24 protein-coding genes are annotated in these 25,279 nt (G+C 61.2%); 23 read left to right on the top strand and 1 reads right to left on the bottom strand.

Features of this window, described 5'->3' with window-relative positions; all coding sequences use genetic code 11:
- Positions 1-4: 4 nt before the first annotated feature.
- The 8 genes from V2391_RS02980 (at position 5) to rsfS (ending at position 6,782) form a co-directional block, all read left to right on the top strand.
- On the top strand, positions 5-1,882 hold the full coding sequence (locus tag V2391_RS02980; protein WP_329738191.1) for a TIGR03960 family B12-binding radical SAM protein: 1,878 nt from the start codon (positions 5-7) through the stop codon (positions 1,880-1,882).
- The gene (locus V2391_RS02975) at positions 1,879-2,691 is read left to right on the top strand and encodes a TIGR03936 family radical SAM-associated protein (RefSeq protein WP_329738190.1); all 813 of its coding nucleotides are present in this window, start codon (positions 1,879-1,881) and stop codon (positions 2,689-2,691) included. The genes V2391_RS02980 and V2391_RS02975 overlap by 4 nt, the downstream gene beginning before the upstream one ends.
- Positions 2,692-2,758: 67 nt before the next feature.
- Entirely contained in the window at positions 2,759-3,133 is a 375-nt protein-coding gene (gene rplU, locus V2391_RS02970; RefSeq protein WP_117786063.1) for a 50S ribosomal protein L21, read from the top strand.
- Positions 3,134-3,166: 33 nt separating this feature from the next.
- Positions 3,167-3,424, top strand: a complete 258-nt coding sequence (gene rpmA, locus V2391_RS02965) for a 50S ribosomal protein L27 (protein WP_006236075.1) — start codon at positions 3,167-3,169, stop codon at positions 3,422-3,424.
- Between the two features lie 85 nt (positions 3,425-3,509).
- Positions 3,510-4,997, top strand: coding sequence for a GTPase ObgE (gene obgE, locus V2391_RS02960; RefSeq protein WP_329738189.1), 1,488 nt, complete (start codon positions 3,510-3,512; stop codon positions 4,995-4,997).
- Between the two features lie 3 nt (positions 4,998-5,000).
- Positions 5,001-5,678, top strand: a complete 678-nt coding sequence (gene nadD, locus V2391_RS02955) for a nicotinate-nucleotide adenylyltransferase (RefSeq protein WP_329738188.1) — start codon at positions 5,001-5,003, stop codon at positions 5,676-5,678.
- A gap of 87 nt (positions 5,679-5,765) precedes the next feature.
- Positions 5,766-6,299: a bis(5'-nucleosyl)-tetraphosphatase (symmetrical) YqeK gene (gene yqeK, locus V2391_RS02950; RefSeq protein ID WP_329738235.1), complete on the top strand. Its 534-nt coding sequence runs from the start codon at positions 5,766-5,768 to the stop codon at positions 6,297-6,299.
- 27 nt (positions 6,300-6,326) lie between these two features.
- On the top strand, positions 6,327-6,782 hold the full coding sequence (rsfS, locus tag V2391_RS02945) for a ribosome silencing factor (RefSeq protein WP_329738187.1): 456 nt from the start codon (positions 6,327-6,329) through the stop codon (positions 6,780-6,782).
- Between the two features lie 95 nt (positions 6,783-6,877).
- Here the strand turns inward: rsfS and dinB are convergent, their stop codons facing one another.
- The gene (gene dinB, locus V2391_RS02940; protein ID WP_329738186.1) at positions 6,878-8,131 is read right to left on the bottom strand and encodes a DNA polymerase IV; all 1,254 of its coding nucleotides are present in this window, start codon (positions 8,129-8,131) and stop codon (positions 6,878-6,880) included.
- A gap of 201 nt (positions 8,132-8,332) precedes the next feature.
- Between dinB and rpsP the strand changes: the two genes are divergently transcribed.
- The 15 genes from rpsP to V2391_RS02865 all read left to right on the top strand — a co-directional run bounded on the left by rpsP (position 8,333) and on the right by V2391_RS02865 (position 25,271).
- Positions 8,333-8,674 (top strand): 30S ribosomal protein S16, encoded by a 342-nt coding sequence (gene rpsP / locus V2391_RS02935; protein ID WP_022094749.1) that lies wholly within the window; start codon positions 8,333-8,335, stop codon positions 8,672-8,674.
- Positions 8,675-8,716: 42 nt separating this feature from the next.
- On the top strand, positions 8,717-8,962 hold the full coding sequence (locus tag V2391_RS02930) for a KH domain-containing protein (protein WP_171021534.1): 246 nt from the start codon (positions 8,717-8,719) through the stop codon (positions 8,960-8,962).
- A 4-nt stretch (positions 8,963-8,966) separates the two neighbouring features.
- Entirely contained in the window at positions 8,967-9,488 is a 522-nt protein-coding gene (gene rimM / locus V2391_RS02925; RefSeq protein WP_329738185.1) for a ribosome maturation factor RimM, read from the top strand.
- Positions 9,489-9,498: 10 nt separating this feature from the next.
- Entirely contained in the window at positions 9,499-10,257 is a 759-nt protein-coding gene (trmD, locus tag V2391_RS02920; RefSeq protein WP_006236088.1) for a tRNA (guanosine(37)-N1)-methyltransferase TrmD, read from the top strand.
- Positions 10,258-10,259: 2 nt separating this feature from the next.
- Positions 10,260-10,823, top strand: a complete 564-nt coding sequence (gene lepB / locus V2391_RS02915) for a signal peptidase I (protein ID WP_329738184.1) — start codon at positions 10,260-10,262, stop codon at positions 10,821-10,823.
- 59 nt (positions 10,824-10,882) lie between these two features.
- Positions 10,883-11,794: a glycine--tRNA ligase subunit alpha gene (locus V2391_RS02910; RefSeq protein ID WP_006236091.1), complete on the top strand. Its 912-nt coding sequence runs from the start codon at positions 10,883-10,885 to the stop codon at positions 11,792-11,794.
- A gap of 3 nt (positions 11,795-11,797) precedes the next feature.
- Positions 11,798-13,894: a glycine--tRNA ligase subunit beta gene (glyS, locus tag V2391_RS02905; protein WP_329738183.1), complete on the top strand. Its 2,097-nt coding sequence runs from the start codon at positions 11,798-11,800 to the stop codon at positions 13,892-13,894.
- A gap of 34 nt (positions 13,895-13,928) precedes the next feature.
- A complete protein-coding gene (locus V2391_RS02900) occupies positions 13,929-14,804 on the top strand; it encodes a pyruvate, water dikinase regulatory protein (protein WP_329738182.1) in 876 nt (291 codons plus the stop codon).
- 297 nt (positions 14,805-15,101) lie between these two features.
- A complete protein-coding gene (gene ppdK / locus V2391_RS02895; RefSeq protein WP_329738181.1) occupies positions 15,102-17,852 on the top strand; it encodes a pyruvate, phosphate dikinase in 2,751 nt (916 codons plus the stop codon).
- Between the two features lie 203 nt (positions 17,853-18,055).
- Positions 18,056-20,770, top strand: coding sequence for a hypothetical protein (locus V2391_RS02890; protein WP_329738180.1), 2,715 nt, complete (start codon positions 18,056-18,058; stop codon positions 20,768-20,770).
- A gap of 148 nt (positions 20,771-20,918) precedes the next feature.
- Complete coding sequence (rplS, locus tag V2391_RS02885) at positions 20,919-21,260, top strand: 50S ribosomal protein L19 (RefSeq protein WP_117583231.1); 342 nt, start codon at positions 20,919-20,921, stop codon at positions 21,258-21,260.
- A gap of 93 nt (positions 21,261-21,353) precedes the next feature.
- The gene (locus tag V2391_RS02880; RefSeq protein WP_329738179.1) at positions 21,354-22,142 is read left to right on the top strand and encodes a ribonuclease HII; all 789 of its coding nucleotides are present in this window, start codon (positions 21,354-21,356) and stop codon (positions 22,140-22,142) included.
- A gap of 188 nt (positions 22,143-22,330) precedes the next feature.
- Positions 22,331-22,816, top strand: a complete 486-nt coding sequence (locus tag V2391_RS02875; RefSeq protein WP_329738178.1) for a YraN family protein — start codon at positions 22,331-22,333, stop codon at positions 22,814-22,816.
- Positions 22,816-24,339: a YifB family Mg chelatase-like AAA ATPase gene (locus V2391_RS02870; RefSeq protein ID WP_329738177.1), complete on the top strand. Its 1,524-nt coding sequence runs from the start codon at positions 22,816-22,818 to the stop codon at positions 24,337-24,339. The genes V2391_RS02875 and V2391_RS02870 overlap by 1 nt, the downstream gene beginning before the upstream one ends.
- Entirely contained in the window at positions 24,339-25,271 is a 933-nt protein-coding gene (locus V2391_RS02865) for a DNA-processing protein DprA (RefSeq protein ID WP_329738176.1), read from the top strand. Before V2391_RS02870 ends, V2391_RS02865 begins: the two co-directional genes overlap by 1 nt.
- Positions 25,272-25,279 lie beyond the last annotated feature (8 nt).

Below are 25,279 nucleotides of genomic sequence, written 5' to 3'. Positions count from 1 at the left end.
TCTTTTGCGCGCTGTGTACCAAGACTGTTTTCATTTGATTGAGCCCTTGCTCGCCAAGGTCGAAAAGCCGAGTCGCTATATCGACCATGAGTGGGGCACGCTCTCCAAGGCCGATGCCGATTACCGCTGCTGCATGATCTATCCTGACGTGTATGAGGTCGGTCTGCCCAACCAGGGCATCGCCATTCTCTACAACATCCTTAATCAGGCCGAGGGCATTTCCTGCGAGCGCGGCTACGTGCCGTGGCCCGATATGGGCGATGCCATGCGCGAGGCGGGGATTCCGCTGCTGTCGCTCGAGGGAGCAGCGCCCGTGGCCTCGTTCGACATCGTCGGCATGCACGTGCCGCACGAGATGGCCGTGACGAACTTCCTCGAAGCGCTCGATCTCGCCGGCATTCCGCTGTTGGCTGCCGACCGTACCGAGGACGATCCCATCATCGTCGCCGGTGGTCCCTCGGTGTATAACCCCGAGCCGTACGCGGCATTCTTCGATGCCATCCTCATTGGCGAGGGCGAGGAGTCGCTGCTCGAGATCTGCCAGCTGCATCGCCGTCTGCGCGACGAGGGCGTCTCGCGCGCTCAGATTGTCGAGCAGCTCGCGACGGTCGCCGGTACCTATGTGCCGTCCCTGTATGAGGTGCGCTATGACGAGCCCTGCTCGCCGCATGGCTACACCGTGCCGCGCGAGGGCAAGGACGTCCCGCCGGTAGTCTACAAGCGCGTCGTCGAGGACTTTGGTGCCACCAATCCGCTTTCTCAGTCGTGCGTGCCGTATGCGCAGCTCGTCCATGATCGCCTGTTTATCGAGATCCTGCGTGGCTGCGCCCGCGGCTGCCGTTTTTGCCAGGCAGGCATGACGTATCGTCCGGTACGCGAGCGCTCGGCCGACCAGATCGTGTCATCGGTGATCCAGGGCCTGGAAAAGACCGGCTATGACGAGGTGTCGCTCACCTCGCTTTCGACCACCGACCACTCCTGCATCCGCGATGTGCTCGGTCGCCTTAACCGCCGTCTGGAAGATACGGGCATTCGCGTGTCCATTCCCTCGCAGCGCCTGGATTCGTTTGGCGTGGATATGGCCGAGTCGGTCGCCGGCGAAAAGAAGGGCGGCCTGACGTTTGCCCCCGAGGCCGGCAGTCAGCGCATGCGCGACATCATCAACAAGAACGTGACCGAGGAGGACTTGGACCGTGCGGCCAAGGCGGCCTTCGAGGCGGGCTGGAATCGCATGAAGCTCTACTTCATGATGGGCCTTCCCGGCGAGCGCGACGAGGATATCGTGGCTATCGCCAACCTGGCCGACCACGTGCTCGAGCTCGGCCGCTCCGTGGTTCCCAAGGCGCGTCGCGGCTCCATCTCGGTGTCCATCTCGGTGTCGGTGTTTATCCCCAAGGCCGCCACGCCGTTCCAATGGTGCCCGCAGCTCGATTACGACGACGTCAAGCGCCGTCAGAAGCTGCTCATTACGAGCGTTCGTAACCGTGCGGTCCGCGTTCACTACCATGATGCCGAGACCTCGCTCGTCGAGGCCGCGCTGTCCCGCGCCGGTCGCGACATGACGCCGGTCATTATCGACGCCTGGCGTGCGGGCTCGCGTTTTGACGCCTGGGTGGAGCATTTTTCGCTCGACAACTGGAAGTCGGCTGCGGCCAAAAACGGTATCGATCTCAACGAGCTCGTGCACCTGCCCTACGAACTGGACTGGCGCCTGCCCTGGGAGCACGTGAGTCCCGGCTGCTCGCGCGGCTTCCTCGAGCGCGAATACCGCCGCTCGCTGGAGGGTGTCACGACCCCCGACTGTACCCGTACGTCGTGCACCGGCTGCGGAATCTGCCCCACGCTCCACGTCAAGAACGTATTGGTGGGTGATCGCGCATGAGTGAGCGCCTGACCGACAACCCCACGCTCTTTAGGCTTCGCGTTCGCTATGGCAAGCGCGACCGTCTTAAGTACCTGGGCCATCTCGAAGTGATTCATACCATTGAGCGCATCGTGCGTCGTGCGGGTCTGCCCTATGCTGTGACGCAGGGCTTCTCTCCGCACATGCGCGTGGGCTTTTCGTCGGCGCTGCCGGTGGGAACGTCGTCGACCTGCGAGTGGTATGACCTGTTTATGACCGGGTTCGTTGCACTCGACGAGGCGTTTGGGCGCCTGGCTGCTGCCTCTCCGGCCGATCTGGCCCCCATCGAGGCCGCCTACATCGACGTGCGCACGCCGGCGCTGACGGCGCAACTCACGCGTCTGTCATACCGTATCGACCTACACTTGGACGCCGAAGCACCCGTGAGCGCCGATGAGGTGCGCGCTGCGATCGACACGTTGCGCGCGGGCCATGGCATCGACTACGCACGCGGTAAGAAGAGCAAGCGTCTAGACCTTGACCACACTCTGGTGGGCTATGAGCTTAAGGCAGGGGAGCGCCCGGACCATTTGGTGCTCATGCTCGACACCCATGCCGACAACGAGGGGTCCATGCGTCCGGAAATTTTGCTTTCTGCCGCTGATGTTTTGTTGCAGGGCTTGACCCCGGGCGTCGATGCACCTATTGTTTCCACCGGTATGCAAGACCTCGTGACCATCTGCTCCTACGATGTCGAGCGTCAGAATCAAGCATGCGAGGACGACGAGGGCCGACTCGTCAGCCCCATACCTGTGCGAACTTGTGGATTTGCTCCACATACTCGTTGACGGGGGTATTATCGCCTGCTACTATATTCGGCTGTTGCACTAACTGATGCATGAAGGGCAAGTAAACATGTACGCAATCGTTAACACGGGCGGCAAGCAGTACAAGGTCGCCACCGACGATGTCATCACCGTCGAGAAGATCGAGGGCAATGAGGGCGACAAGATCACCCTGCCGGTTATCTTCCTCAACGATGGTAAGAAGATCGTCACCGATCCCGACAAGCTGGCCAAGGCCAAGGTTACCGCTCAGATCGTTGAGCAGTTCAAGGGCGAGAAGCAGCTGGTCTTCAAGTTCCACAAGCGCAAGCGCTATCGTCGTCTGAAGGGTCACCGTCAGCAGCTCACCAAGCTGAAGATCGTGAAGGTTCAGGCTACCTCCCGCGCCAAGAAGGCTGTCAAGGCAGAGGCTGAGGCTGTTGCCGAGGCTCCCGTCGCCGAGTAGATTACACTCGTAACGAAAGAGTAGGTATACACAATGGCACACAAAAAAGGACTCGGTTCCTCCCGTAATGGCCGTGACTCCCGCGGTCAGCGCCTTGGCACGAAGCGCTATGCCGGCCAGACGGTAACCACGGGCACGATTCTCGTCCGTCAGCACGGCACGCACATCCACCCGGGTGAGAACGTTGGCCGTGGCAAGGACGACACGCTGTTCGCGCTGGTCGACGGTACCGTTGAGTTCCACAAGGGTATCAAGCACAGGGTCAGCGTACGCCCGCTCGCGAACGCGTAATTCACCCTTCATAGAGCACATATGTGGGAGGCACTTGAGTTTTAGGATTCAAGGGTCTCCCTCTTTTTTGTAGGAGGCGATTCTGTTGTCACAGTTCACCGATATCAGCCGCATTAACGTTTGCGGCGGCGACGGCGGAGCCGGATGCATGTCGTTTAGGCGCGAGGCATTTGTTCCCAAGGGCGGCCCCGATGGCGGCGACGGCGGTCGTGGCGGCAATGTCGTCATCCAGGCCGACGCTCAGCTGTCTTCGCTGATCGATTACCGCTTTAAGCATCATTTCCGTGCTGAGCGCGGAACGCATGGCCAGGGTGCCCGTCGCAACGGCAAGAGCGGTGAGGACCTGATTTTGAAAGTCCCCATGGGCACCGTAGTCCGCGAGCTCGATCCCGAGACGCAGACCCCGATGTTCGAGATTGCTGACCTGGTGCACGACGGTGAACGCGTAGTCGTGGCGCCCGGTGGTGCCGGCGGTCTGGGCAACACCCACTTTGTGACGTCGGTGCGCCGCGCGCCTGCGTTTGCCCAACTGGGTGAGCCTGCCGAGGAGCATTGGATCGAGCTCGAGATGAAGCTCATGGCCGATGCCGCGCTTGTGGGCTTTCCCTCTGTCGGCAAGTCCTCGCTCATCGCGCGTATGAGCGCTGCCCGTCCCAAGATTGCCGACTACCCGTTTACCACGCTTGTGCCCAACTTGGGCATGGTGCGTGCCGGCGAGTACTCCTATGTCGTCGCCGATGTTCCGGGTCTTATTGAGGGTGCGAGCGAGGGTAAGGGCCTGGGTCATCAGTTCCTGCGCCACATTGAGCGCACTGCTTTGATTATGCATGTCGTTGACATGACGGGCGGATTTGAGGATCGCGATCCGGTCGAGGACTATCGCATCATCAACCGTGAGCTCGAGCAGTATGGTGCCGAGCTTTCGGAGCGTCCGCAGATCGTCGTCGCCAACAAGTGCGATGCGCCGGGCACGGCCGACAAGATTGCCGACCTTAAGCGTGCGGCACTCGACGATGGCCATATGTTCTTTGCCGTGTCCGCTGTGACGGGTGCCGGTCTCAACACGCTGATGCTTGCCGTGGGCGAGCAGGTGGCCAAGCTCCGCGCCGAGCTTGCGGTCTCCGATGAGCCAGTCGATCTGCGCGACGAGGAGTGGGAGCGCCGCCGTCTGCAGCGCGAGAAGCGTTTCCGCATTGTTCAGGAAGAGCCCCATGCCTTCCGCGTGGTCGGCCGTGCCATCGAGCGCATGGTTATCCAGACCGACTGGGAAAATGAGGAAGCCGTCATCTACCTGCAGCATAAGTTTGCCCGTATGGGTGTTGACGACGCGCTCGAGAAGGCCGGCTGCCGTGCGGGCGACGAGGTCCGCATTTGCCAGCGCGCCTTTGACTTTGAGGGCGCCGAGGACTTCTCGGAGTTTGAGGACGAGCTCGAGGACGGTAGCGAGGATGTCGCCGTCGAGGTCGTTGACGTCGCCGATGATAGCCTGGAGGCTGTCGACGCGGTGGATGCCATTGACGGTACCGATGACGCTGCTGCTGCGGAAGACGTCGAGACCCCGGAGGGCGAGTAAGCCATGTCGCTGCGCGGTGGAATCGGTCTGCCCGAGCTTCCCATAGAGAGCGGGCAGGAGTTTAGGCTCGGCATTATGGGCGGCACCTTTGACCCCATTCATTACGGGCACCTGGTAACCGCCGAGCAGGCGCGTGAGTCCCTCGACTTGGACGCCGTGCTTTTTATGCCGGCGGGCTCTCCTGCCTTTAAGCTCGACAAACCGGTGACGCCGGCCGAGGACCGTTATGCCATGACGGTCCTCGCGACCGCCGCGAACCCGGCCTTTTTGGCAAGCCGCTTCGAGATCGATCGTGCCGGTGTCACCTACACAGCCGATACGCTGCGTGCCCTTCGCGAGTTTTACCCGCCACAGGTGAAACTTTACTTTATTACGGGTGCCGATGCGATTATCGATATTGTGACCTGGCACAATGCTGATGAGATTGCCGAACTAGCAACCTTTATTGCTGCGACACGTCCCGGCTTTGATATCGATACGGCCCGGGCGCGGATTAAGGAATCGGGCCTGCCATTCGATGTTCGCTATATTCAGATTCCGGCGCTGGCGATTAGCTCGACCAACATTCGCAAGCGGGTTGCTCGCGGCATGAGCGTGCGCTATCTTACGAGCGAGTCCGTGCTCGGCTATATCCGTAAACGCGGCCTGTATGCCGATCTTGGGCAAGACGATTTTGATTGATGGGGGAGAACGTTGTCGGTAGAAGAACAGTTTGAGGACGACGAGCGCGCGCTCTTGACGCGTATCCACGAGTTGCTCGATGTGCGCATGAAGGATAAGCGTAAGCGCTTCGTTCATTCGCTCGGGGTTGCCGAGACTGCGTTGCACCTAGCCGAGGTGTATGGTGTCGACCGCTTTGATGCCGCTGCCGCTGGCCTGATCCATGACTGGGATAAAGTGCTCTCCGACGACGAGCTGGTCACGCGCGCTCTGCATTACGGCATTAAGATTGCCGGCTCTCCGTCTGCCGCGACGCCGCTTTTGCATGGCCCGGTTGCCGCCTACGAGCTTCCGCAGCTTTTTCCCGAGCTGTCGCCGGCGGTCTTTCAGGCTGTCGACCGTCACACCGTGGGCGCTTGCGACATGACGCCGCTCGATATGGTGGTCTTTGTGGCCGATGCCATCGAACCCAACCGCCACGGCGATTATGCCCATGCGCTGCGCAAGATGGTGGGGAAGTCCTCGCTCGACGAGTTGTTCTTCTCCTGTTTTGCGCAGGGTCTGGTCTATGTGATCCAGACCGGGCGTTATCTTTATCCCACGGCTATTACGATTTACAACCATTACGCCCAGCTGCGCTAGCTCGGGCTGTCTAGAAAGAGGTATTCCATGGCCGACGAGACCATGACCGACGAGCAGATTCTTGAAGGTGTGGAGCACAAGAGCTTCGTTGCCACGTCCGACCGCACTGCCGCCTCGCTGTCCGCGAGCGGTGTCGCCGCCGAGGATGTCGCCCGCGCCGCCGCGCAGGCCGCCTACGACAAGAAAGGCGAGGACGTTCAGGTGCTCGACCTGACTGAGCTTTCCGATGTGTGTGACTACTTTGTCCTCGCTACCGGCACCAACAACCGCCAGGTCGATTCGATCGTTGACGAGATCGAGGAGAAGGTCGCCGAGGCTTGCGGCGAGCACCCGTTTTCCATCGAGGGCCGTGAGCAGAAGACTTGGATGCTCATGGACTACGGTTCGGTCGTCGTCCATGTCTTTACCCCCGAGGCCCGCGAGTTCTACCGTCTCGAGAAGCTCTGGGGTGACGCTCCCCAGCTTCCCCTCGACCTCCTTTAGTAGTTCATTTGGGACGGGGCTTTTTAGCTACCCTTTACCGTTTGCCGGTCAGTTGCGCCATTCGCAGCTGACCGGCTTTCTTTTTGCCATGGGGACTAATCGTTGAAGCGGGATTGACGGCCGAAGGATAGGGCGGTGTCGCCGAACTTGTCTCGGACGGCGTCGATAGCGACTGAGAGGTCGCGACGGTCGCTCGATTGGGCTCCGCGGTCGTCGACTTCGCAGAACAGGTCGGTCTGGATGCCGCCCTGATGGTCGAAGTCGCTCATGCCGATGCCCGCCAGGCGCACATGCATGCCTTCCTGCCAGATGTTGTCGAGAAGTTCGAGCGCCACTGCCACAAAGATGTTCTCATCGTCGGTCGGATGAGGTAGCCGGCGCTGTGCCGAGCGACCGCTTCCATACGAATACTTGAGTTTGAGCGTCACCGTGGCGCCCGTTAGTCCCTGACGGCGCAGGCGGCGTCCCACTGACTCTCCCAACAGCGCAATCGCCGCTTCGATGTCCTGACGCTCAGTCAAATCTTTCGCAAAGGTGCGTTCATTGCTGACCGACTTGACCTCGCGCTCTTCATCTAGACTCGTGACTTCGGAGATTTCGAGCCCCAGCGCACGTTGGCGCATGCGTTCGCCGTTGATGCCAAAAATAGAGGCTAGGGTTGATTCGGGCGCGCGTGACAGCTCGCCGAGTGTATAGATGCGCATGCGGCGCAGTCGCTCCTCGGCCGAGCGCCCGATGCCACTCATGGCAGATACCGGCAGCGCGGCCAAAAAGCGCTGCTCGGTTCCAGGGCGCACGATGGTCAGCCCAAACGGTTTGTCCCGCTCGCTTGCGATCTTTGCGACCGTCTTGTTGCAGCCTACGCCAATGGAGCAGGTCACTCCCAGCGCTGCCACGCGGTCGCTTATCCGCCGCGCAACCAGCAGCGGATCTTCGGGCGCAAAGCGGCCCGGTGTGATATCGATAAAGGCCTCGTCAATTGATACGCGCTCAACGCGCGGGGTCTCGTCGGCGAGAATCGCCATGACCTGTGCGCTGACCTCGTGGTAGCGATTGAAATGCCCATGCGTCCAAATGGCCTGCGGACAGAGGCGCCGTGCCTCGGCCGAGGGCATGGCGGAATGCACGCCAAAGCGGCGCGCCTCGTAGGAGCAGGTGGACACGACGCCGCGGGAATCGGCATCGCCACCCACGATGAGCGGCTTGCCGCGCCACTCGGGATGGTCGAGCATCTCCACGCTCGCAAAAAACGCATCGAGATCCATGAGGCCCACCGCCGGTCCCGTCCAGGGCGGCGGCGTGACGCCCGCAGCATCCTCATAACCGTATGTATGTTCGCGTCTTTTCATGGCATGAGTATACCGCGCAGCTCATGTGGGGTGCGTGGATGTGCTTGCAAATCGCGAATTCTTGTCTAAGATATGGATTTGCCTTCGACTACACCGAAGAAGTTGGTCTCACGGACTTCACCTGCCCGCGTCGATGGCGTATTATGTTCAACTGTTTGTTTGTAGTTGCAGCCTAAAGCTGCTTGGTTGGAGGAGTTTCCTTTGGCAGTCAAGATTCGCCTTGCTCGTCACGGCGCTAAGAAGCGTCCGTACTACCGTGTCGTCGTCGCCGATTCCCGCGCCCCGCGTGACGGTCGTATCATCGAGGAGGTTGGCCGCTACAACCCGATGACCGCCCCCAAGACCATCAACCTCGATCTCGAGAAGATCGCTGATTGGCAGTCCAAGGGCGCTCAGCTCACCGACGCTGTCGCTGCGCTGGTCAAGGCCGCCAACGAGGGCGAGAAGACCGAGACCGTCGTCAAGAAGTCCAAGAAGCAGCTCGCCAAAGAGGCCGAGGCCGCTAAGGCTGCCGCTGAGGCCGCTGAGGGCGCCGAGGAGTAAATCGTGCCTGAGGTTGACGCTGCACAGCTCGAGGGTGAGGCAATGCTCTCAGATCGCATCGCCGATCTCGTCGAATATCTCGTTGTTCAGATCGTCGACGACCCGGATTCCGTGAGCCTTGAGGTCATCGATGGTGACGACGCCTCCACGATTGAGGTTTCGGTTGCCGAGGATGACGTCGCTAAGGTCATCGGCCGTCGTGGCCGTACCATCAAGGCCATTCGCACGCTCGCCCGTGCACTGGCCGCTCGCCTCGACACTGCAGTCGAGGTAGAGGTTCTGGGCTAGGACCTTGAGGTCCCAGTACAAAAACATCGCCCGTGTGGCCAAGCCGCACGGAAGGAAGGGGGAGGTCCTCGCGCAGCCGCTGCGGGGGCTTCCTTCTGTATTGTTGCCGGGTATGCGCGTCGCCTTGACGCCGCCGGCGCTCAAGCGTGACCGTTTTTGCACGGTCACATCCGTCACCGATACGGGCGATGGCGATCTGGTCTCGTTTGAGGGCATTGATGACTTGACGGCCGCCGAGGGCATCACCGGATGCTACGTGCTGGCAAATCGTGACGACTTTGAGCTCGATTCGCTTGACGCCGCCTATACCGATCTGATGGGTCGCGAGGTGGTCGACGAGCGTTTCGGTTCGCTCGGCACGATCGACGAGATCATGTCGACGCCCGCCAACGATGTTTGGGTTGTCGAGGGCGATCGGTACGGCGAGGTGCTGATTCCCGTGATCGAGCAGGTTGTGCTCGATCTTCCCGATCAGGGGACAATTTCCGTCCACGTTATGGACGGTTTGATCGATATGGATAAGTAGGGAGGAAAACATGCTGATCGAGACCCTTTCGGTCTTTCCCGAGATGTTTGAGCCCGTCATGTCCACATCGATCTTGGGCCGTGCCCGAAAGGCCGGCCTTTTTGATTTCAAGGCCTATAACCTGCGCGACTGGACGCACGACCGTCATCGTACCGTTGATGACGAGCCGTACGGCGGCGGGCAGGGCATGCTCATGAAGGTCGAGCCCATCGCCGAGGCCATCGAGGCTATTAGCTCCGAGGGTCCCAAGCCCACCGTGGTGTTCTTTACGCCCTGCGGCGAACCCTTTACGCAGCATGTGGCCGAGCGCCTGCTCAAAAGCGAGCGTCTGCTGTTTGTATGCAGCCGCTACGAGGGCGTCGACGAGCGCGCGTATGCGTATGCCGACGAGCGTCTGTCAATCGGCGACTACGTGCTCACGGGCGGCGAGCTTCCCGCTATGGTCGTTGCCGATGCCGTCGTACGTTTGATTCCCGGCGCCCTTGGTGACGAGATGAGCAATGTCGATGAGTCGTTCTCGACTGCCGAGGACGGTGGCCTGCTCGAGTACGCGCAGTACACCCGTCCCGCCGAGTTCAACGGCGAGGGCGTGCCGCCGGTGCTCGTGAGCGGTGACCATGCCAAGGTTGACGCCTGGCGCCGTAAGAATGCCATCGAGCGCACCTGCCGCTGGCGTCCCGACCTGATCGAGACGGCGCGGCTTACGCCCGAGGAGCGCGCATACGCGCAGGACATTCTGGACGCGTCGTATTCGCAGAGCAAGGAGTGAGAATGGTTCCATCGCAGCATTCCGTGCTAAAGGGTGCGTTTGAGTGGATCGCGGTCGTCGCGATCGCACTGGTCGCTACCTTCTTGATTCGCTCTTTTGTGGTTGAACCTTTTGTGGTGCCCACCGGCTCCATGGAGTCCACGATCGAGATCGGCGACCAGATCCTGGCGCAAAAGGTGAGCCTTGAGCTCGGCCAGCCCGTCAGCCAAGGCGATATCGTGGTGTTCCACAACCCCGATGGCACCTCCGAGCACGATGTTCTCGTCAAGCGTGTTATTGCCACGGCCGGCCAGACAGTCGACCTTCAGGACGGCAAGGTGGTCGTTGACGGCCAGGCGCTCGACGAGGACTACACTACCGGCATGAGCTGGCCGCTTTCAGCCCAGGCTCCCGGCGCTCAGGTAAGCTATCCCTACACCGTTCCCGACGGGTGCGTGTGGGTGATGGGCGACAACCGCGAAAACTCTGCCGACTCGCGCTACTTTGGCCCCGTCGATCGCTCTGATTTGATCGCCGTGGCGCTTGTGCGCTACTGGCCGCTCAACCGCATCGGCGCTATCGACTAAAAACCGCTATAGTACAGTACCTAACCGTGTAATCGTTTCGACGAGGGGATATTAGAGGCATGAACGCTTCATCGCTTTCCTTCCAAGACATCATCCTTCGCCTCCAGCAGTACTGGGGCGAGCAGGGCTGCGTCATTATGCAGCCCTATGACTCCGAGGTCGGTGCCGGTACCTTCCACACCGCGACCACGCTGCGCTCGCTCGGCCCCGCCGAGTGGCGCACCTGCTACGCTCAGCCTTGCCGCCGTCCTGCCGACGGCCGCTACGGCGAGAACCCCAACCGCATGCAGCACTACTATCAGTTCCAGGTGCTCATCAAGCCGTCGCCGGTCAACGCCCAGGAGCTTTACCTGGGGTCTCTTGCCGCTATCGGCCTGGACCCCAACGACCATGACGTCCGTTTTGTCGAGGATGACTGGGAGAGCCCGACCCTGGGCGCCTGGGGCCTTGGCTGGGAGGTCTGGCTCAACGGCATGGAGGTCACGCAGTTTACGTACTTCCAGCAGGTGGGCGGCATCGAGGTCGATCCCGTGCCCGTCGAGATCACCTATGGTCTGGAGCGCATCGCCATGTACGCCCAGGGCGTCAACTCCGTCTACGACCTGGTGTGGAGCTATCTGCCCGACGGCACGCCCATGACCTATGGCGACGTGTTCCTGGAGAACGAGCGCGAGTTTAGCGCCTACAACTTTGAGGTCGCTAACGTCGAGATGATGCGTCAGAAGTTTGACGACTACGAGGCCGAGTGCCACTCCTGCCTTGAGCGCAAGCTGCCGCTGCCCGCTTACGACTGCGTCATGAAGTGCAGTCATGCCTTCAACCTGCTCGATGCCCGCGGTGCGCTGTCCGCGGTCGAGCGTGCCAACTACATCCTGCGCGTCCGCGCCGTCGCCAAGGCGTGCTGCGAGGCCTATATGGCCGAGGTCGCCGGAGTCAACGAGAATGCCGACCAGGAAGGCGAGGTGGCGTAAGCCATGGCAGACGCTAAGGATTTCCTGTTTGAGATCGGTACGGAGGAAATGCCCTCCGCACCGCTGAACAATGCCGTCAAGCAGCTTGGCACCATGATCGCCAAGGGTCTCGACGAGGCAGGTCTGGCCCACGGCGAGGTCCGCGTGATCTCGAGCCCGCGTCGCCTGGCTGCGCTCGTTGCCGACGTCGCTACCGCGACCGATGAGGTTCATGAGGTCAAGCGTGGCCCCGCGGCCAACATCGCCTTCGACGCTGACGGTAACGCCACCAAGGCCGCCCAGGGCTTCGCCCGCAAGTGCGGTGTGGCTGCCGAAGATCTGGTCCGTCGCGAGGACACCGACGGTCGCGAGTACGTATTTGCCGAGAAGAACATTCCTTCCGCCCCGGCCACCCCGATCCTGACGGCCCTGTGCGAGAAGACCATCGCCGGCCTGCAGTGGCCCAACTACCGCTCTCAGCGCTGGGGCCACGAGCACGCCACGTTCGTGCGTCCGGTCCGCTGGATCTGCTGCCTTCTTGGCGAGGACGTCGTGCCCGTGTCCTTTGCCGACGTGACGAGCGGCAACACCACGCGTGGTCATCGCGTACTTGGCCCCGGTGACCATGTGGTCGCCAGCCCCGCCGTCTACGAGCAGGTGCTCGAGGACGCCGGCGTGCTCTCTGCCGAGCGTCGTCGTGAGGCCATCCTTGCCGGTATCGCCGAGGTCGAGGCTGCTCGCCCCGGCTGCCATGTCGACACGCCCAAGAAGGTCTTTGAGGAGGTCATCAACCTCTGCGAGTGGCCGACGGTGCTTGTCGGTACCTTCGACGAGGAGTTCCTCAAGGTCCCGCACGAGATTATTTGCGAGTCCATGCTCACCAACCAGCGCTACTTCCCGATCTATGACGGCGAGGGCAAGCTCACGCGTGAGTTCGTGGTCGTTTCCAACAGCAAGCCTGAGAATGCCGAGCGCGTGATCGACGGCAACGAGCGCGTCGTGCGCGCCCGTCTGGACGACGCCAAGTTCTTCTATGAGGAGGACCTGAAGATCTCCCTCGACGAGTTCCGCGAGCGTCTGGCCAAGGTCGCCTTCCAGGAGAAGCTCGGTAGCGTGCTCGCCAAGTCCGAGCGCATTGAGCAGCTTGCGCTCGCCATCGCTCGCGAGGCTCACCTGGGTGCCCATCTGGCCGCCGATGCGGCTCGCGCCGCGCACCTGTGCAAGGCCGACCTGGTTTCCAACGCCGTCGTCGAGTTCACGAGCCAGCAGGGCGTGATGGGCGGTTACTACGCCATTGCGATGGGGGAGAACGACGAGGTCGCCCACGCCATTCGCGATCATTATCGTCCCCGCTTTGCAGGCGACGAGCTGCCTGAGGGCACCGCTGGCTGCATCGTGGCCTGTGCCGACAAGCTCGATACCATCGCCGGTATTTTTGCCATCGGCGAGCCCCCGACCGGCTCTTCGGACCCCTACGCGCTGCGTCGTGCCGCCATCGGCATCATCAACATCCTGCGCGATCGTCTGCCGATTGACCCCACGTCGCTGATCGACTTTGCCCTTGAGCTCTATAGCGAGCAGGGCATTGAGTTCGACGCCGCCGAGGTCGCCCAGCAGGTCCGCGACTTCTTCCACGGCCGCCTGGTGAGCATGGCCCGCGACGAGAAGATCCCGGCCGATACCGTCGCCGCCGTCTCTGCGGTGCACATCATCGCCCCGTCCGTCTTCTTCGCCCGCTGCGCCGCCCTCGACGAGGCTCGCAAGAACGATGCCGAGACCTTCGACAACCTGGCTACCGCCTATGCCCGCGCCGCGCACATCTCCAAGCCCGAGCTGGCTGCGGAGTACGATCGCAGCCTGATGGGCGATGCCGAGCTCGCGCTTGCCGATGCCTCCGAGGCCGCTCAGACCGCTGTCGATGCCGCCCTTGCTGCCGAGGATTATCCCGCCGCGTTTGCCGCCCTGGCTGCCCTACGCGCCCCCATCGACCGCTTCTTCGACGAGGTCATGGTCATGGACAAGGACGAGCAGCTCCGCGATAATCGCCTTAAGCTGCTCAACCGCTTCGAGGCCGTTTTCTCCGGCATCGCCAACATCGGTGAGCTTGCCCGCAAAAAGTAAGCTACCCTGCGCGTAAGCGCAAAAGGAGCCCCGCATGGATTGCCCGGTCACCGCTCGTCCCACCGTTATCGTTATCTCCGACTCGCTCGGTGATACCGCTTGTGAGGTGGTGCTTGCGGCGTCCGGGCAATTTGATGAAGGGGCTTTTCATCTTTTGCGCCTGCCTAAGGTGACCTCGGTGGAGCAGGTTAAGTCGTTTGTGGGTCCGCGAGTCGATGCGGACCATCGCGATATTGCCGTGTTCCACACCATTGTCGATCCGGCGCTTCGCGCCCGTGTGCTCGATTACCTGGGTATGCTACATATCCGTTCGGTCGACCTGATCGGTCCGACACTTGCCGTGCTGTCGTCGCTCATCGGTGTGCCGCCCAAGGGCGTTGCGGGCACGATTCATAAGACCGATGACCGTTATTTCCATCGTATCGAGGCCATGGAGTATTTCGTTGAGCACGACGACGGGCGCGGTTGCGACGATCTTTCGGGTGCCGATATCGTGCTGCTGGGCGTATCGCGTACGTCCAAGACGCCGCTGTCGATGTATTTGGCCTTTCAGGGTTACAAGGTTGCCAATGTTCCTTTGGCCCATGGGATGGAGCCACCGAAGTCAATTTACGAGGTCGACCCGATGCGGTTGTTTGGCCTGATTTCGACTGTCGATGTGATCTCCGGGATTCGCGATAGCCGCTTGGGCGATGATTACACCCGTGCCGTTGCCGGCTCCTATGCCGAGCCCGAGAGCGTATGCAGCGAGCTCGAGGAAGCCCGCGCCCTCATGAAGCGACTGGGCTGCTTTGTGGTGCGTACCGACGGCAAGGCGATCGAGGAGAGCGCCTCCGAGATCATAAGTCACTTGGTCGAAATCCAAGAAGCCCGTGCCCGCCGCGCCACCCGCCGAGCCCACCAAAGCTAGCTTATTGGGATAGCTAAAAATGCCCCGTCTAAACAAGACTACCTAAATTAATGCACGATAATGGTAAAGCGATTTAGCAAGAAACTTGCATTTGACCTGCAATTCTCTTGCATTGGTATCTTCATAAGGTAACCAACTTTACCTACCGTTTACCGCCACATTTACCACGTTTACCAAACCCCGTACCCTCTTCTCATGTCAGCGTGAAACCCGCCGTATAGTTCCCTCACGGCCCGCATCCGGCGGGTCGATTCGTCACCACGGTCGTGCGCGAGAGCGTATGGAAGGGGAAGTATCGTGAGCGATTGCAAGAGGGTTTACCGTTTTGGAACCGACGCCCAGGGCACCTGCGTCACTGAGGGCGACAAATCCATGAACTTCGTGCTTGGCGGCAAGGGCGCAAACCTAGCCGAGATGAGCCGCATCGGCCTGCCGGTTCCCGGTGGCTTTATCATTACCTGCCAGACCTGTGTCGAGTACTCCGGTGCCGGCAACGTCTGGCCCGAAGGTGCACTCGATGAGATCGTTGCTGCCGAGGCCGACCTCGAGGCCCGTTGCGGCAAGAAGCTCGGCGACGCCTCCGATCCGCTGCTCGTATCGGTGCGCTCGGGCGCTCCGTTCTCCATGCCCGGCATGATGGACACGGTCCTCAACTTGGGCCTCAACGACGACTCCGTTCAGGGCCTCATCGCCCAGACGCAAAACCCGCGCTTTGCCTGGGACAGCTACCGCCGCTTTATCCAGATGTTCTCCAACGTCGTTATGGGCGTCGATTCCGACCTGTTCGAGAACGCCCTGACCCAGGCCCGCCTGGTTGCCGGTGTTCGCGTCGATTCCGAGCTTTCGGCCGAGGACCTGCAGGAACTCGTCGAGACCTTCAAGGGCATTTTCTCCGAGAACGTCGAGGCCGCCCTGTATCCCGAGCTCGAGGTTGCCGACGACAAGCCCGTCTTCCCGCACGATCCGGAGCTCCAGCTGCGCCTTGCCATCCAGGCCGTCTTTGGCAGCTGGATGAACGAGCGCGCCTGTATCTACCGCAAGCAGCATGGCATTTCCGACGACCTTGGCACCGCCGTCAACGTCCAGGCTATGGCCTTTGGCAATAAGGGCGAGACCTCGGCGACCGGCGTCGCCTTTACGCGCAATCCGGCCGACGGCACCAAGGAGTTCTACGGTGACTTTTTGGTTAACGCCCAGGGTGAGGACGTTGTTGCCGGCATCCGCAACACCGAGCCCATCGCCGACCTCAAGGCCACCCCGGGCCTCGAGTCCGCGGGCGAAGAGCTCGAGCGCGTGTTTCTGACGCTCGAGGACCATTACCGCGATATGTGCGATATCGAGTTCACCATCGAGCAGGGCAAGCTCTGGATGCTCCAGACCCGCGTGGGCAAGCGCACTGCCACCGCCGCCCTGCGCATTGCCATCGAAATGGTCGAGGAGGGTCTGATCACCCGCGAGGAGGCTGTGGGCCGAATCGATCCCGCGCAGCTCGACCAGCTCCTGCACCCGCAGTTCGACTCCTCCAAGAAGTACGAGCCGCTCGCATGCGGCCTTAACGCCAGTCCCGGTGCCGCCGTGGGCGAGGTCGTGTTCTCGCGCGATGACGCCGTCGCGCGTTCTGCCGAGGGCCATAAGGTCATTCTGGTCCGCTGGGAGACCAACCCCGACGACCTGAAGGGTATGGTCGCCGCCGAGGGTATCCTGACCAGCCACGGTGGCAAGACGAGCCATGCCGCCGTTATCGCTCGCGGTATGGGCACGCCCTGCGTCTGCGGCGTCGAGCGCTTCCACATCGACGCCGCCGAGAAGGTCGTGCGCATCGAGGGCAGCGACCGCGTGCTGCATGAGGGCGATGTCATCTCCATCGACGGCACCCAGGGTATCGTCGTCGACGGCGCCGTTGATCTGGTTTCGGCCGAGCTCACCGGCGACCTGGACACCATCCTGTCCTGGGCCGACGAGATTCGTCTGGACGAGACCGGCGGCCACGCCAACCATGTGCGCGTCAACGCCGACAACCCCGAGGATGCCGCGCTCGCCCTCGAGTTTGGCGCCGAGGCCATCGGCCTGTGCCGCACCGAGCACATGTTCCTGGGCGACCGCAAAAACATCATCCAGAGCTTCATCCTGTCCGATGATGAGGCCGTGAAGCAGCAGGCCCTGGCTGACCTGCTCAAGGTTCAGACTGAGGACTTCCTGGCGATGTTCAAGACCATGTCCGGTCGCGATGTGGTCGTCCGCCTGCTCGATCCGCCGCTGCATGAGTTCCTGGATAATCCTCGCGAGCTCGAGGTCGCCATCACCAAGAAGGAAGCCGCTGGCGCCAGCGAGGAAGAGCTTGCCGTCCTACGTGCCCGACTGCGTCGTATCGACGGCATGGTCGAGTCGAACCCCATGCTCGGCTTGCGCGGCGTGCGCCTGTCCGTTGTCTTTGGCGACCTGCCACTCATGCAAGTTCGCGCTGTCGCCACGGCAGCCGCCCGCCTTATTAAGGAGGGCGTCGATCCGCGTCCCGAGATCATGGTTCCGCTTGTCTCCATTACGGCGGAGCATGTCCAGACCCGCGAGGTCATCGAGCGCGCGATCGCCGAGGTTTCTGCCGAGGAGGGCGTCGAGCTCAATATTCCCGTGGGCACGATGCTCGAGCTGCCGCGCGCCTGTATGGTCGCCGACGAGATCGCTCAGCACGCCGACTTCTTCTGCTTTGGCACCAACGACCTTACGCAGACGACCTTCGGCTTCTCTCGCGACGACGCCGAGGCCAAGTTCATCCCCCTGTACATGCACAAGAAGATCTTGAAGGACAACCCCTTCGAGACCATCGACTCGGCGGTACTCGAGCTGGTGCGCATGGCCGTTGAGAAGGGTCGCACCACCAACCCCGACATGCACTTTGGCGTGTGCGGCGAGCACGGCGGCGACCCCAAGTCCATCAAGGACCTGTTCAACGTGGCCGACGTGGACTATGTGTCCTGCTCGCCCTATCGCGTACCCCTCGCGCGCCTGGCTGCCGCTCAGGCCAAGCTCGAGGCCAAGCGCTCCGCTTAACTGAGTCGCGTTCCATTTGCGCCTTTTAAGTTCCCCTTCACGCCGTCGCGCCCCTTGTGGTCGCGGCGGCGTTTTACGTTGGTTCAATACATTGGCAACTGACGGGAGGACTGCGATGAAAAACCTCACCAGGTATTTGCAACGACCACCCAGCACAGGTGACCCTGTGCTGGGTGGTCGTTGCGGTCACGGCGCTTTGCGGGATGCCGACAGCCGGTTTTGCCCTTCAGGATGAATCGCGCGACGAGCTCTATGGCGACATGGTCAACCCGCTCACCATTACGGTCAACGATCGCGACTGCACGTTTGTAGATATCGATGACGGCAAGCTCGAGGGCCGTACCTCGATGTACGACAACGTCTCGTTCTACACGGCCGCCGTCAAAAAGGTGCTGCCCAACTGGGCATCGCTTGCCTATAACATCCTTGGCTATGGCGGAGGCGACGAATCCAAGGACTTTTTGTACTGGGACCACGCCGGCAAGGGCTTTGAGAAGGACTTCGGTAAGGGTCACTATATCTATCTCTATGATGCGCTTTCGGGTGGCAACGGTGAGCATTCCGATGGCGCCGACAAATCGAAGCAGAGTGGTCTGACATCTGCAAAAAGCCTCAATGCGGTCTACGAGCGCTTGACCGACGATATCGCCGGCTGTATCGGTCACAAGCTGAAGGGCTCCGATTTCCGTAAAAACGTGCCGCTCGACGGACTGTCGAAAGACACGACTGAGCAGGACGTCATCTATGCCACCATTGCTTGTGTCGACAAGCTCGGCGGCACCTATCAGTACGATTTCAATGGCTTTGGCATCGCGTTCTATAACTTTAGAGTTCAGCAGCTCAACAGCGTGAACAAGCTTAACTGTGCGCCCGAGGACGCGCCGGGCTATTCCTTTGTCGATTCTAAGACTGAGCAGGAGCTCGTTACCTCGGCACTTAACGTCGGCTATGAGGACGCCTCGCAGAGCATCACGCTCGCCCGCGGTACCGAGGAGACGGTCGGCACGAGCACTTCTGAATCCGCATCGTATTCCAAAGGCGGCTCGTGGGGCGCATCGGTGAGCCTCAAGGAGTCGCTGGGCGTGCCCGCAACAGCGAGCGAGGAGATCGAGACTTCGTTTTCGGCCGAAACCACGATGTCCCAGTTGTGGGAGGCGAGCAAGACCGAGGAACAGTCGATCACCACGACGGACAATCAGTCGGTTACCGTCAATATGACGATCCCGGCGCACACGCAGGTCAATAGCAAGCAGACGAGTTCTACCACGACGCTGTCCGAGGACTATGACCAGCCGGTGGGCGTGACGTTCGACGTGATTATCTTTAACATGAACGGCGAGTGCTACGACGACAACGCCGCCGTGCAGGAGTTCCATACCGCCGGTTATGACCAGCGCTCGTTCTACACCACCTTTGGCGATCAGTCGAACGACGGCGTGCAGAACCTGTTCCTGCGCTCAATCGCCCATCGTGGCGACGACGGCTACGATACCACCGCCGGAAACGTCACGAGCTGGTCGCATCGCACCAACAACCACATGGTGCGCGCCATCGATTGGAATTCGGTCCTGGCCGATCGCGAGGTGCCTTCGCGCAACGGTGGCGCCCCGCGCACGTGCAACGTGCTCAATGACATGGCCGCGACCTATCCCATGTCCATTACGGGTTCCAATCTGTCGTTTGAGTCGGTGACGGTCGATACGCAGTTGGGCACGCCGCAGCCCATTAAGCCCATCTCCAAGATTCTCGTGTCGCTGCAGACCGATAAGACCCGAAGGCTTACGGTGGGAGGGGAAGACCCCATCTCTTCCTATCGCGTGCGCGCAAGGGACGAGGACGATGTTGGCTACTACGGCTTTGTGAAGTCGTCGGGCGACTGGCGCGTGGTGGACAAAAAGGGCAAGGAATGCAAGTCCGACGTCATCGAGATCCAGACCGACCCTGTTACCCACGAGCAAGTCGTAGTGGGTAAAAAGGCCGGCACCGCCTACGTAAAGTACTTTATCCCCGAGGACACCTATGTGGACGTGAACGGGCATGTCTCGACCAATGACGAGATCGACGCCGCGGCCTACAAATATAAGGTAAGTGACGTGGCGCCCGAGCCGTTTAACGGCAACATCAAACTCGAGGGCTCGGCACAGACCGTCGTCGGCGTCGAGGAGAACCTTAACGGCATCGAAGGCCTGACGGCTACGGTCTATGACACGACGGGCAAGGAAGTCGATAGGGCCTGCAGCTGGGAGGCCCAGGAGCTCGAGAGCAAGGGCATTTCGGTCGCGACAGACGGTACGATGACTATCTCGCAACCGGGCACCTTCCATGTTCGCGCCTTTATTGACGGTGTGTATTCCGATTGGGCCGAGGTCATCGCCGCACCCGCACCGGTCGACCCGATGGCGACCGTGGTCGAGACACCGGTGAACGTTGCGTCCGTTTCTTCGGGGGATTCTTCGGCAACGACGGATAGCGCGGCTCCTGCACAGGGAGAGCAGGCAGCTTCCGATGCGAACGCGGCTGAGTCTGCTCCGTCGAGCGACGATGCCGCTGCAGTAACTGACGACACCGCGCCAGCTGCCGCGAAGGATGCCTCGCAGATTCCTACGGGCCTCGTTACCGTTTTGACCGATATCTGCCGCTACGGCATCGATCACGGCCTCATCAGCACATCAAACAAGGAAGAGATGACCAAGCAGGACTTCGACATCTTAGGCATCCTGTACCTGATGGCAGACAGCCAGGACCTGGTGCCCCAAGACGCCGAGGACGCGATGAATGAATGGGCCCATGACAACTATAATGACGAAGAGCTTGCCACTTGGAAGCAGCATGCGCTTTCGGTGCTGCTCGAATACGGCTATATCGCGCCCGGCACGACCGTGACGACGCCGACGACTGATGCTGCGGACGGCGCATAAGTGCAGAAAGAGTGCGTGTTTTTGTCTTTTTGCGCACGGGCAAAATAGTTCTTGCAGCCAAGGTCGTGGCGTGTATACTCGAATACGTTTGTTCAACTACGTGCCGGCCAAGGTGGTACGGCACCTCTAGAAGAGTAAGGAATTGCACATGGATTACATCCGCGCAATCGAGCGTCAGCAGATCCGCGAGGACATTCCTCAGGTTCGCGTCGCCGACAACGTCAAGGTTCACTACCGCATTAAGGAAGGCGACCGCGAGCGCATCCAGGTCTTCCAGGGCGACGTCATCCGCATGGCCGGCGCCGGTGCCCGTGAGACCTTCACCGTCCGCAAGATTTCCTTCGGTGTCGGTGTTGAGCGTACCTTCCCGCTTCACAGCCCCAAGATCGCCAAGCTCGAGGTCGTCCGTCATGGTCGCGTCCGTCGCGCCAAGCTGTACTACCTCCGCGACAAGGTGGGCAAGGCTGCTCGCATCCCCGAGAAGCGCTAAGAAGATCGCAGCGTCTGTCCACTCGTTTGGACAAAAGGGTCACCTTCGGGTGGCCCTTCTTTTTATTTGATTTGCATACAAGGAGGCCCCGATATGGCCAACATGACGAGCTCGGTTTCGGCATCGCAGGTTGCCGGCGAGCTGGCGAGCGCCACGTTCGAGGAGATTCCCGCCCTCGTGGAGCATTATCGCGAGGATCCGCGCCAGCAGGTGATCAAGGCTTGCGAACGTGCCCTTAAGCGCCATGCCAAGGAACTTTCCGAACGCGAGCGCGTCAACGGCATGTACGAGCTTATGCATGAGCTCGGCGGTGATGGCGTGGTCGTGGGTGTCGACGAGGTGGGCCGTGGCTCGGTAGCGGGTCCCTTGACCGTGTGTGCCGTGTGTCTTCCGATGGAGCCGCGCATCTGGGGCATCAATGATTCCAAAAAGCTCACGCCGGCGCGCCGCGAGCTGCTCTCGGTGAAGATTGCCGAGGTGGCGACTGCTATCGGCTTTTGCCATATCGCTCCTGCGGATATCGATCAGATGGGCATGGCCCGCGCCATTCGAGCCGCTGTCGCGGGTGCGGTGTCCGATACGGGGCTTGAGCCCGATTGCGTGCTTATGGACGGCAACCCCCTGGGCGCCGTGCCCCATGAGCGCGACGTGGTCAAGGGCGATGCCAAGATCGCCTGTATCGCCGCGGCATCCATCATGGCAAAGGTCACGCGTGACGAGATGATGGTCGAGTACGATGCCGAGTATCCCGAGTACCATTTGGCCGAATCGAAAGGCTATGCGAGTCCCGAGCACATTGAGGCCATTCGCAAACATGGTCTTTCTCCGCTGCACCGTGTGAGCTTTTGCGGAAACTTTCTGCAGACTGAGCGCCTTTTTTAGGCCAATTGTGGAGACTGGGACCTTAAGGGTTCTATAAACCTGCTGGTAGGGGCCGTGTGCAACGCTATTGTTGCGCGCGGCCCCTCATTTGTCGGCATTTGGTTGGTTTTCGGTTTGCTTCCGGTACTTACCCGCATGAAACCTGCCCTCATTATCGAGGCAATGCAGGGAGTGGGAAAGGAGACCCCATGTGTGCCGCAGCCAAAATGAGCAAGACGCAGCAGCTCAAGGAGCGTTGGGAAGAGGGGGAGCTCGATTGCGGGTCGATCACCCCTGAGTTTATCAAGGGGCTCAGTCCTCGCGAGCTCGGTATGCTGGGCGAGCTTATCGCAATCGATTACTTTAACGAGCGCGGCTATGCATTGCTGGAACAAGGCTATCGATGCTCGGAGGGCGAGGCCGACCTGGTGCTGCTCGACGAGCTCGACGATGTGGTGGTGATGGCCGAGGTCAAGACCAGGCGTGTTGCGCTGGAGTGCGATACTCGGGTGTTTCCCGAGGAAGCGGTGAACGCCCAAAAGCAGCGGCGCTATCGTCGCATCGCGAGTTGCTATCTCATGGAGCACTATCCGCTCAAGGCGATCCGCTTCGATGCCGTGGGCGTCACCATTCGCGGCGGGCATATCGCCGAGATCGAGCACCAGTACAATGCGTTCGATTGGCAGGTGTCGTGATGGCGTTCGAAACCTTTGCCGTTCACGCTGCCTGTATCCGCGGCGTCGAGGCGATTCCCGTCACGGTCGAGGTATCGCTTGCGGGTGGCATCCCGGGCATCCAGATGCTCGGCATCCCGAGTATGGAGGTCATGGAGTCGCGCGGGCGCATTCGCTGCGCGATGCGCTCTGCGGGATTCGAGATCCCTCGCTCGGGCATTACGGTCAATCTGGCGCCGGGCGATATCCGAAAGACCGGTAGCGGCTTTGACCTGCCGATAGCCATTGCGGTGCTTGCGGCCGATGGGCAGATTCCACGCGACAATCTCGACCGCTGCCTCATTGCCGGCGAGCTCGGCTTGGATGGTACGGTGCTTCCCGTCAAGGGCGAGGTGGCGTTCCGGCTGCTGGCTCGCGACATGGGGCTGTCTTTTATCGCCGGCAGGTCCGACCAGCATGTTCCGCTTTCGGGGGTCGACTGCGGTTTTATCGACCATCTGTCGCAGCTTGCTCACGGTATGGGCGAGGCAGCTCGGCATTATCTGGATTCTGAAGTGCTCGAGGCCACCTTTGAGCTCGAGCTCGATTATGCCGATGTGTTGGGGCAGGAAGTCGCCAAACGCGGCATAGCGCTTGCGGCGGCAGGGGAGCTCGGCCTTCTCATGATCGGCTCGCCCGGTTCGGGCAAGACCATGCTTGCGCGTCGCATGACGGGTATCTTGCCCGAGCTTTCCGTCGAGGACCAGCAGGAGGCGCTGTGCATTCATTCGGTCTTGGGTGAGAACATCGATGGCCTGCTTGCGGGGCATCGGCCGTTTCGAAGCCCCCATCACAGCATATCGACAGCGGGCCTTATTGGCGGAGGGCGCCCGGTGCATCCGGGCGAGATCAGCCTTGCCCATGGCGGCGTGCTCTTTTTGGACGAGCTTGCCGAGTTTCCCACCGGTGTGCTGCAGACGCTCAGGCAGCCTATCGAGCGCGGTTATGTCAGGATCGTGCGCGTCGATGGCGCCTTCACGTTTCCCTCGCGCTTTCAGCTGCTTGCGGCGAGCAATCCCTGTCCCTGCGGCTTTTTGGGCGATCGCGAGGTTCCATGTCGCTGCTCGGCATCGATGGTCGAGCGCTACCGGTCCAAGCTACGCGGTCCCTTGGCCGACCGTATCGACCTGATGATCGACGTGACCCGCCCCGATCCGCAGGTGATTATTGAGGGCGCCGAGGGTATGTCGTCGGCCGAGCTGCGCGACTACGTTGTCCGCGGTAGGGCTTTTCGTGCCTGGCGCGAGACCCATATGGACGATGCGGATGCCGAGGCCGAGGACGACGAGTCCCGCTCTATCGATGGTGTTGTGTCGACCTTTGCGCTCGATCAGGCGGCGGAAACGTGCGTGCTCGGCCTGTCGAAGCGCACGCATCTCACGGGACGCGGCATCGTGCGCCTGGTGCGCATCGCGCGCACGATTGCCGATGTCGCCGAAAGTGAGCGGGTGACGCAAGATCATGTGCTCGAGGCCGCAATGTATCAGGGAAGGAGGGACCAGTGATGGATGAGGCTCGCTACGAACTGCATCCCGGGGATGGGCTGTTCCCCGCTACTGTTCTGGAGCTTTCCGATGTGCCACAGACGCTGTTCGTGCGTGGCGACCCTGAGGTTCTCTCGACACCGGCGCTCTCGATTATCGGTGCGCGCAAGGCCTCTCCCTACGGCCTTGCCGTCGCGGAGCTTGCGGCCAAGGTCGCGGTGGAAGCGGGGGTGACGGTGGTATCGGGCGGTGCGGTCGGTTGCGACCAGGCGTCGGGTTGGGCCGCAGTCAATGCCGGCGGCAAACATGTCGTGGTGTTGGGGACAGGCGCCGATGTAATCTACCCGCGCTCGAGCGCGGGACTCATCGCGCGCACGATCGATACGGGCGGCGCGGTCGTGTCCATCTCGCCTTGGGGTATGGGGCCGCGTAAGTTTGCCTTTCCGCGGCGTAACCGGGTGATTGCCGCGCTTTCGCAGGCGCTCTTCGTGTCGGAGGCTGGCATGCCTTCGGGCACGTTCTCGACGGCGGAGGCCGCCATGGACCTGGGGCGCGAGCTTCTTGCCGTGCCGGGTTCGATTTTGTCACCCGAGTCGCGCGGTACCAACTACCTCATTGCCAACGGGGCCTGCTGCATTATTGACGAGGAGTCCATCGAGGTGGCTATCTCTCGCATATACGGTACCCTGCGCTATTCGCGTCCTGATGCACCCGGTATCGCAGATCTGGACCCCACGCAGCAGGCCGTGATGCATGCGCTCATCGCCTCGCCGCTCAAGGTCGACGACATCGCGGCACTCGTCTCGCTCGATGCCGTCGGCGTGCTCAAACTTCTGGGTTCGCTCGAACTCGAGGGCCTCATCGAGCGCATGATGGATGGAAGGTATGCGCCCTCCAAGTTTGCCCTTCACGCCCAGACGCCCTTCGGTCACAATGGAAAACGTGTCAATTAGAAAGGTGT

Origin of the sequence: Collinsella sp. CM84Y_54 (assembly GCF_036317945.1) — a bacterium.
In the GTDB taxonomy this organism is placed as follows: Bacteria; Actinomycetota; Coriobacteriia; order Coriobacteriales; family Coriobacteriaceae; genus Collinsella.
This window is presented reverse-complemented; position numbering and strand designations above follow the sequence as displayed.

Coding starts and splice junctions, on each gene's coding strand:
- V2391_RS02975 (WP_329738190.1), top strand. CDS start 1,879: ATGAGTGAGCGCCTGACCGACAACCCCACGCTCTTTAGGCTTCGCGTT.
- rplU (WP_117786063.1), top strand. CDS start 2,759: ATGTACGCAATCGTTAACACGGGCGGCAAGCAGTACAAGGTCGCCACC.
- rpmA (WP_006236075.1), top strand. CDS start 3,167: ATGGCACACAAAAAAGGACTCGGTTCCTCCCGTAATGGCCGTGACTCC.
- nadD (WP_329738188.1), top strand. CDS start 5,001: ATGTCGCTGCGCGGTGGAATCGGTCTGCCCGAGCTTCCCATAGAGAGC.
- yqeK (WP_329738235.1), top strand. CDS start 5,766: ATGAAGGATAAGCGTAAGCGCTTCGTTCATTCGCTCGGGGTTGCCGAG.
- rsfS (WP_329738187.1), top strand. CDS start 6,327: ATGGCCGACGAGACCATGACCGACGAGCAGATTCTTGAAGGTGTGGAG.
- dinB (WP_329738186.1), bottom strand. CDS start 8,131: ATGAAAAGACGCGAACATACATACGGTTATGAGGATGCTGCGGGCGTC.
- V2391_RS02930 (WP_171021534.1), top strand. CDS start 8,717: ATGCTCTCAGATCGCATCGCCGATCTCGTCGAATATCTCGTTGTTCAG.
- trmD (WP_006236088.1), top strand. CDS start 9,499: ATGCTGATCGAGACCCTTTCGGTCTTTCCCGAGATGTTTGAGCCCGTC.
- lepB (WP_329738184.1), top strand. CDS start 10,260: ATGGTTCCATCGCAGCATTCCGTGCTAAAGGGTGCGTTTGAGTGGATC.
- V2391_RS02910 (WP_006236091.1), top strand. CDS start 10,883: ATGAACGCTTCATCGCTTTCCTTCCAAGACATCATCCTTCGCCTCCAG.
- glyS (WP_329738183.1), top strand. CDS start 11,798: ATGGCAGACGCTAAGGATTTCCTGTTTGAGATCGGTACGGAGGAAATG.
- V2391_RS02900 (WP_329738182.1), top strand. CDS start 13,929: ATGGATTGCCCGGTCACCGCTCGTCCCACCGTTATCGTTATCTCCGAC.
- V2391_RS02890 (WP_329738180.1), top strand. CDS start 18,056: ATGCCGACAGCCGGTTTTGCCCTTCAGGATGAATCGCGCGACGAGCTC.
- rplS (WP_117583231.1), top strand. CDS start 20,919: ATGGATTACATCCGCGCAATCGAGCGTCAGCAGATCCGCGAGGACATT.
- V2391_RS02880 (WP_329738179.1), top strand. CDS start 21,354: ATGGCCAACATGACGAGCTCGGTTTCGGCATCGCAGGTTGCCGGCGAG.
- V2391_RS02875 (WP_329738178.1), top strand. CDS start 22,331: ATGTGTGCCGCAGCCAAAATGAGCAAGACGCAGCAGCTCAAGGAGCGT.
- V2391_RS02870 (WP_329738177.1), top strand. CDS start 22,816: ATGGCGTTCGAAACCTTTGCCGTTCACGCTGCCTGTATCCGCGGCGTC.
- V2391_RS02865 (WP_329738176.1), top strand. CDS start 24,339: ATGGATGAGGCTCGCTACGAACTGCATCCCGGGGATGGGCTGTTCCCC.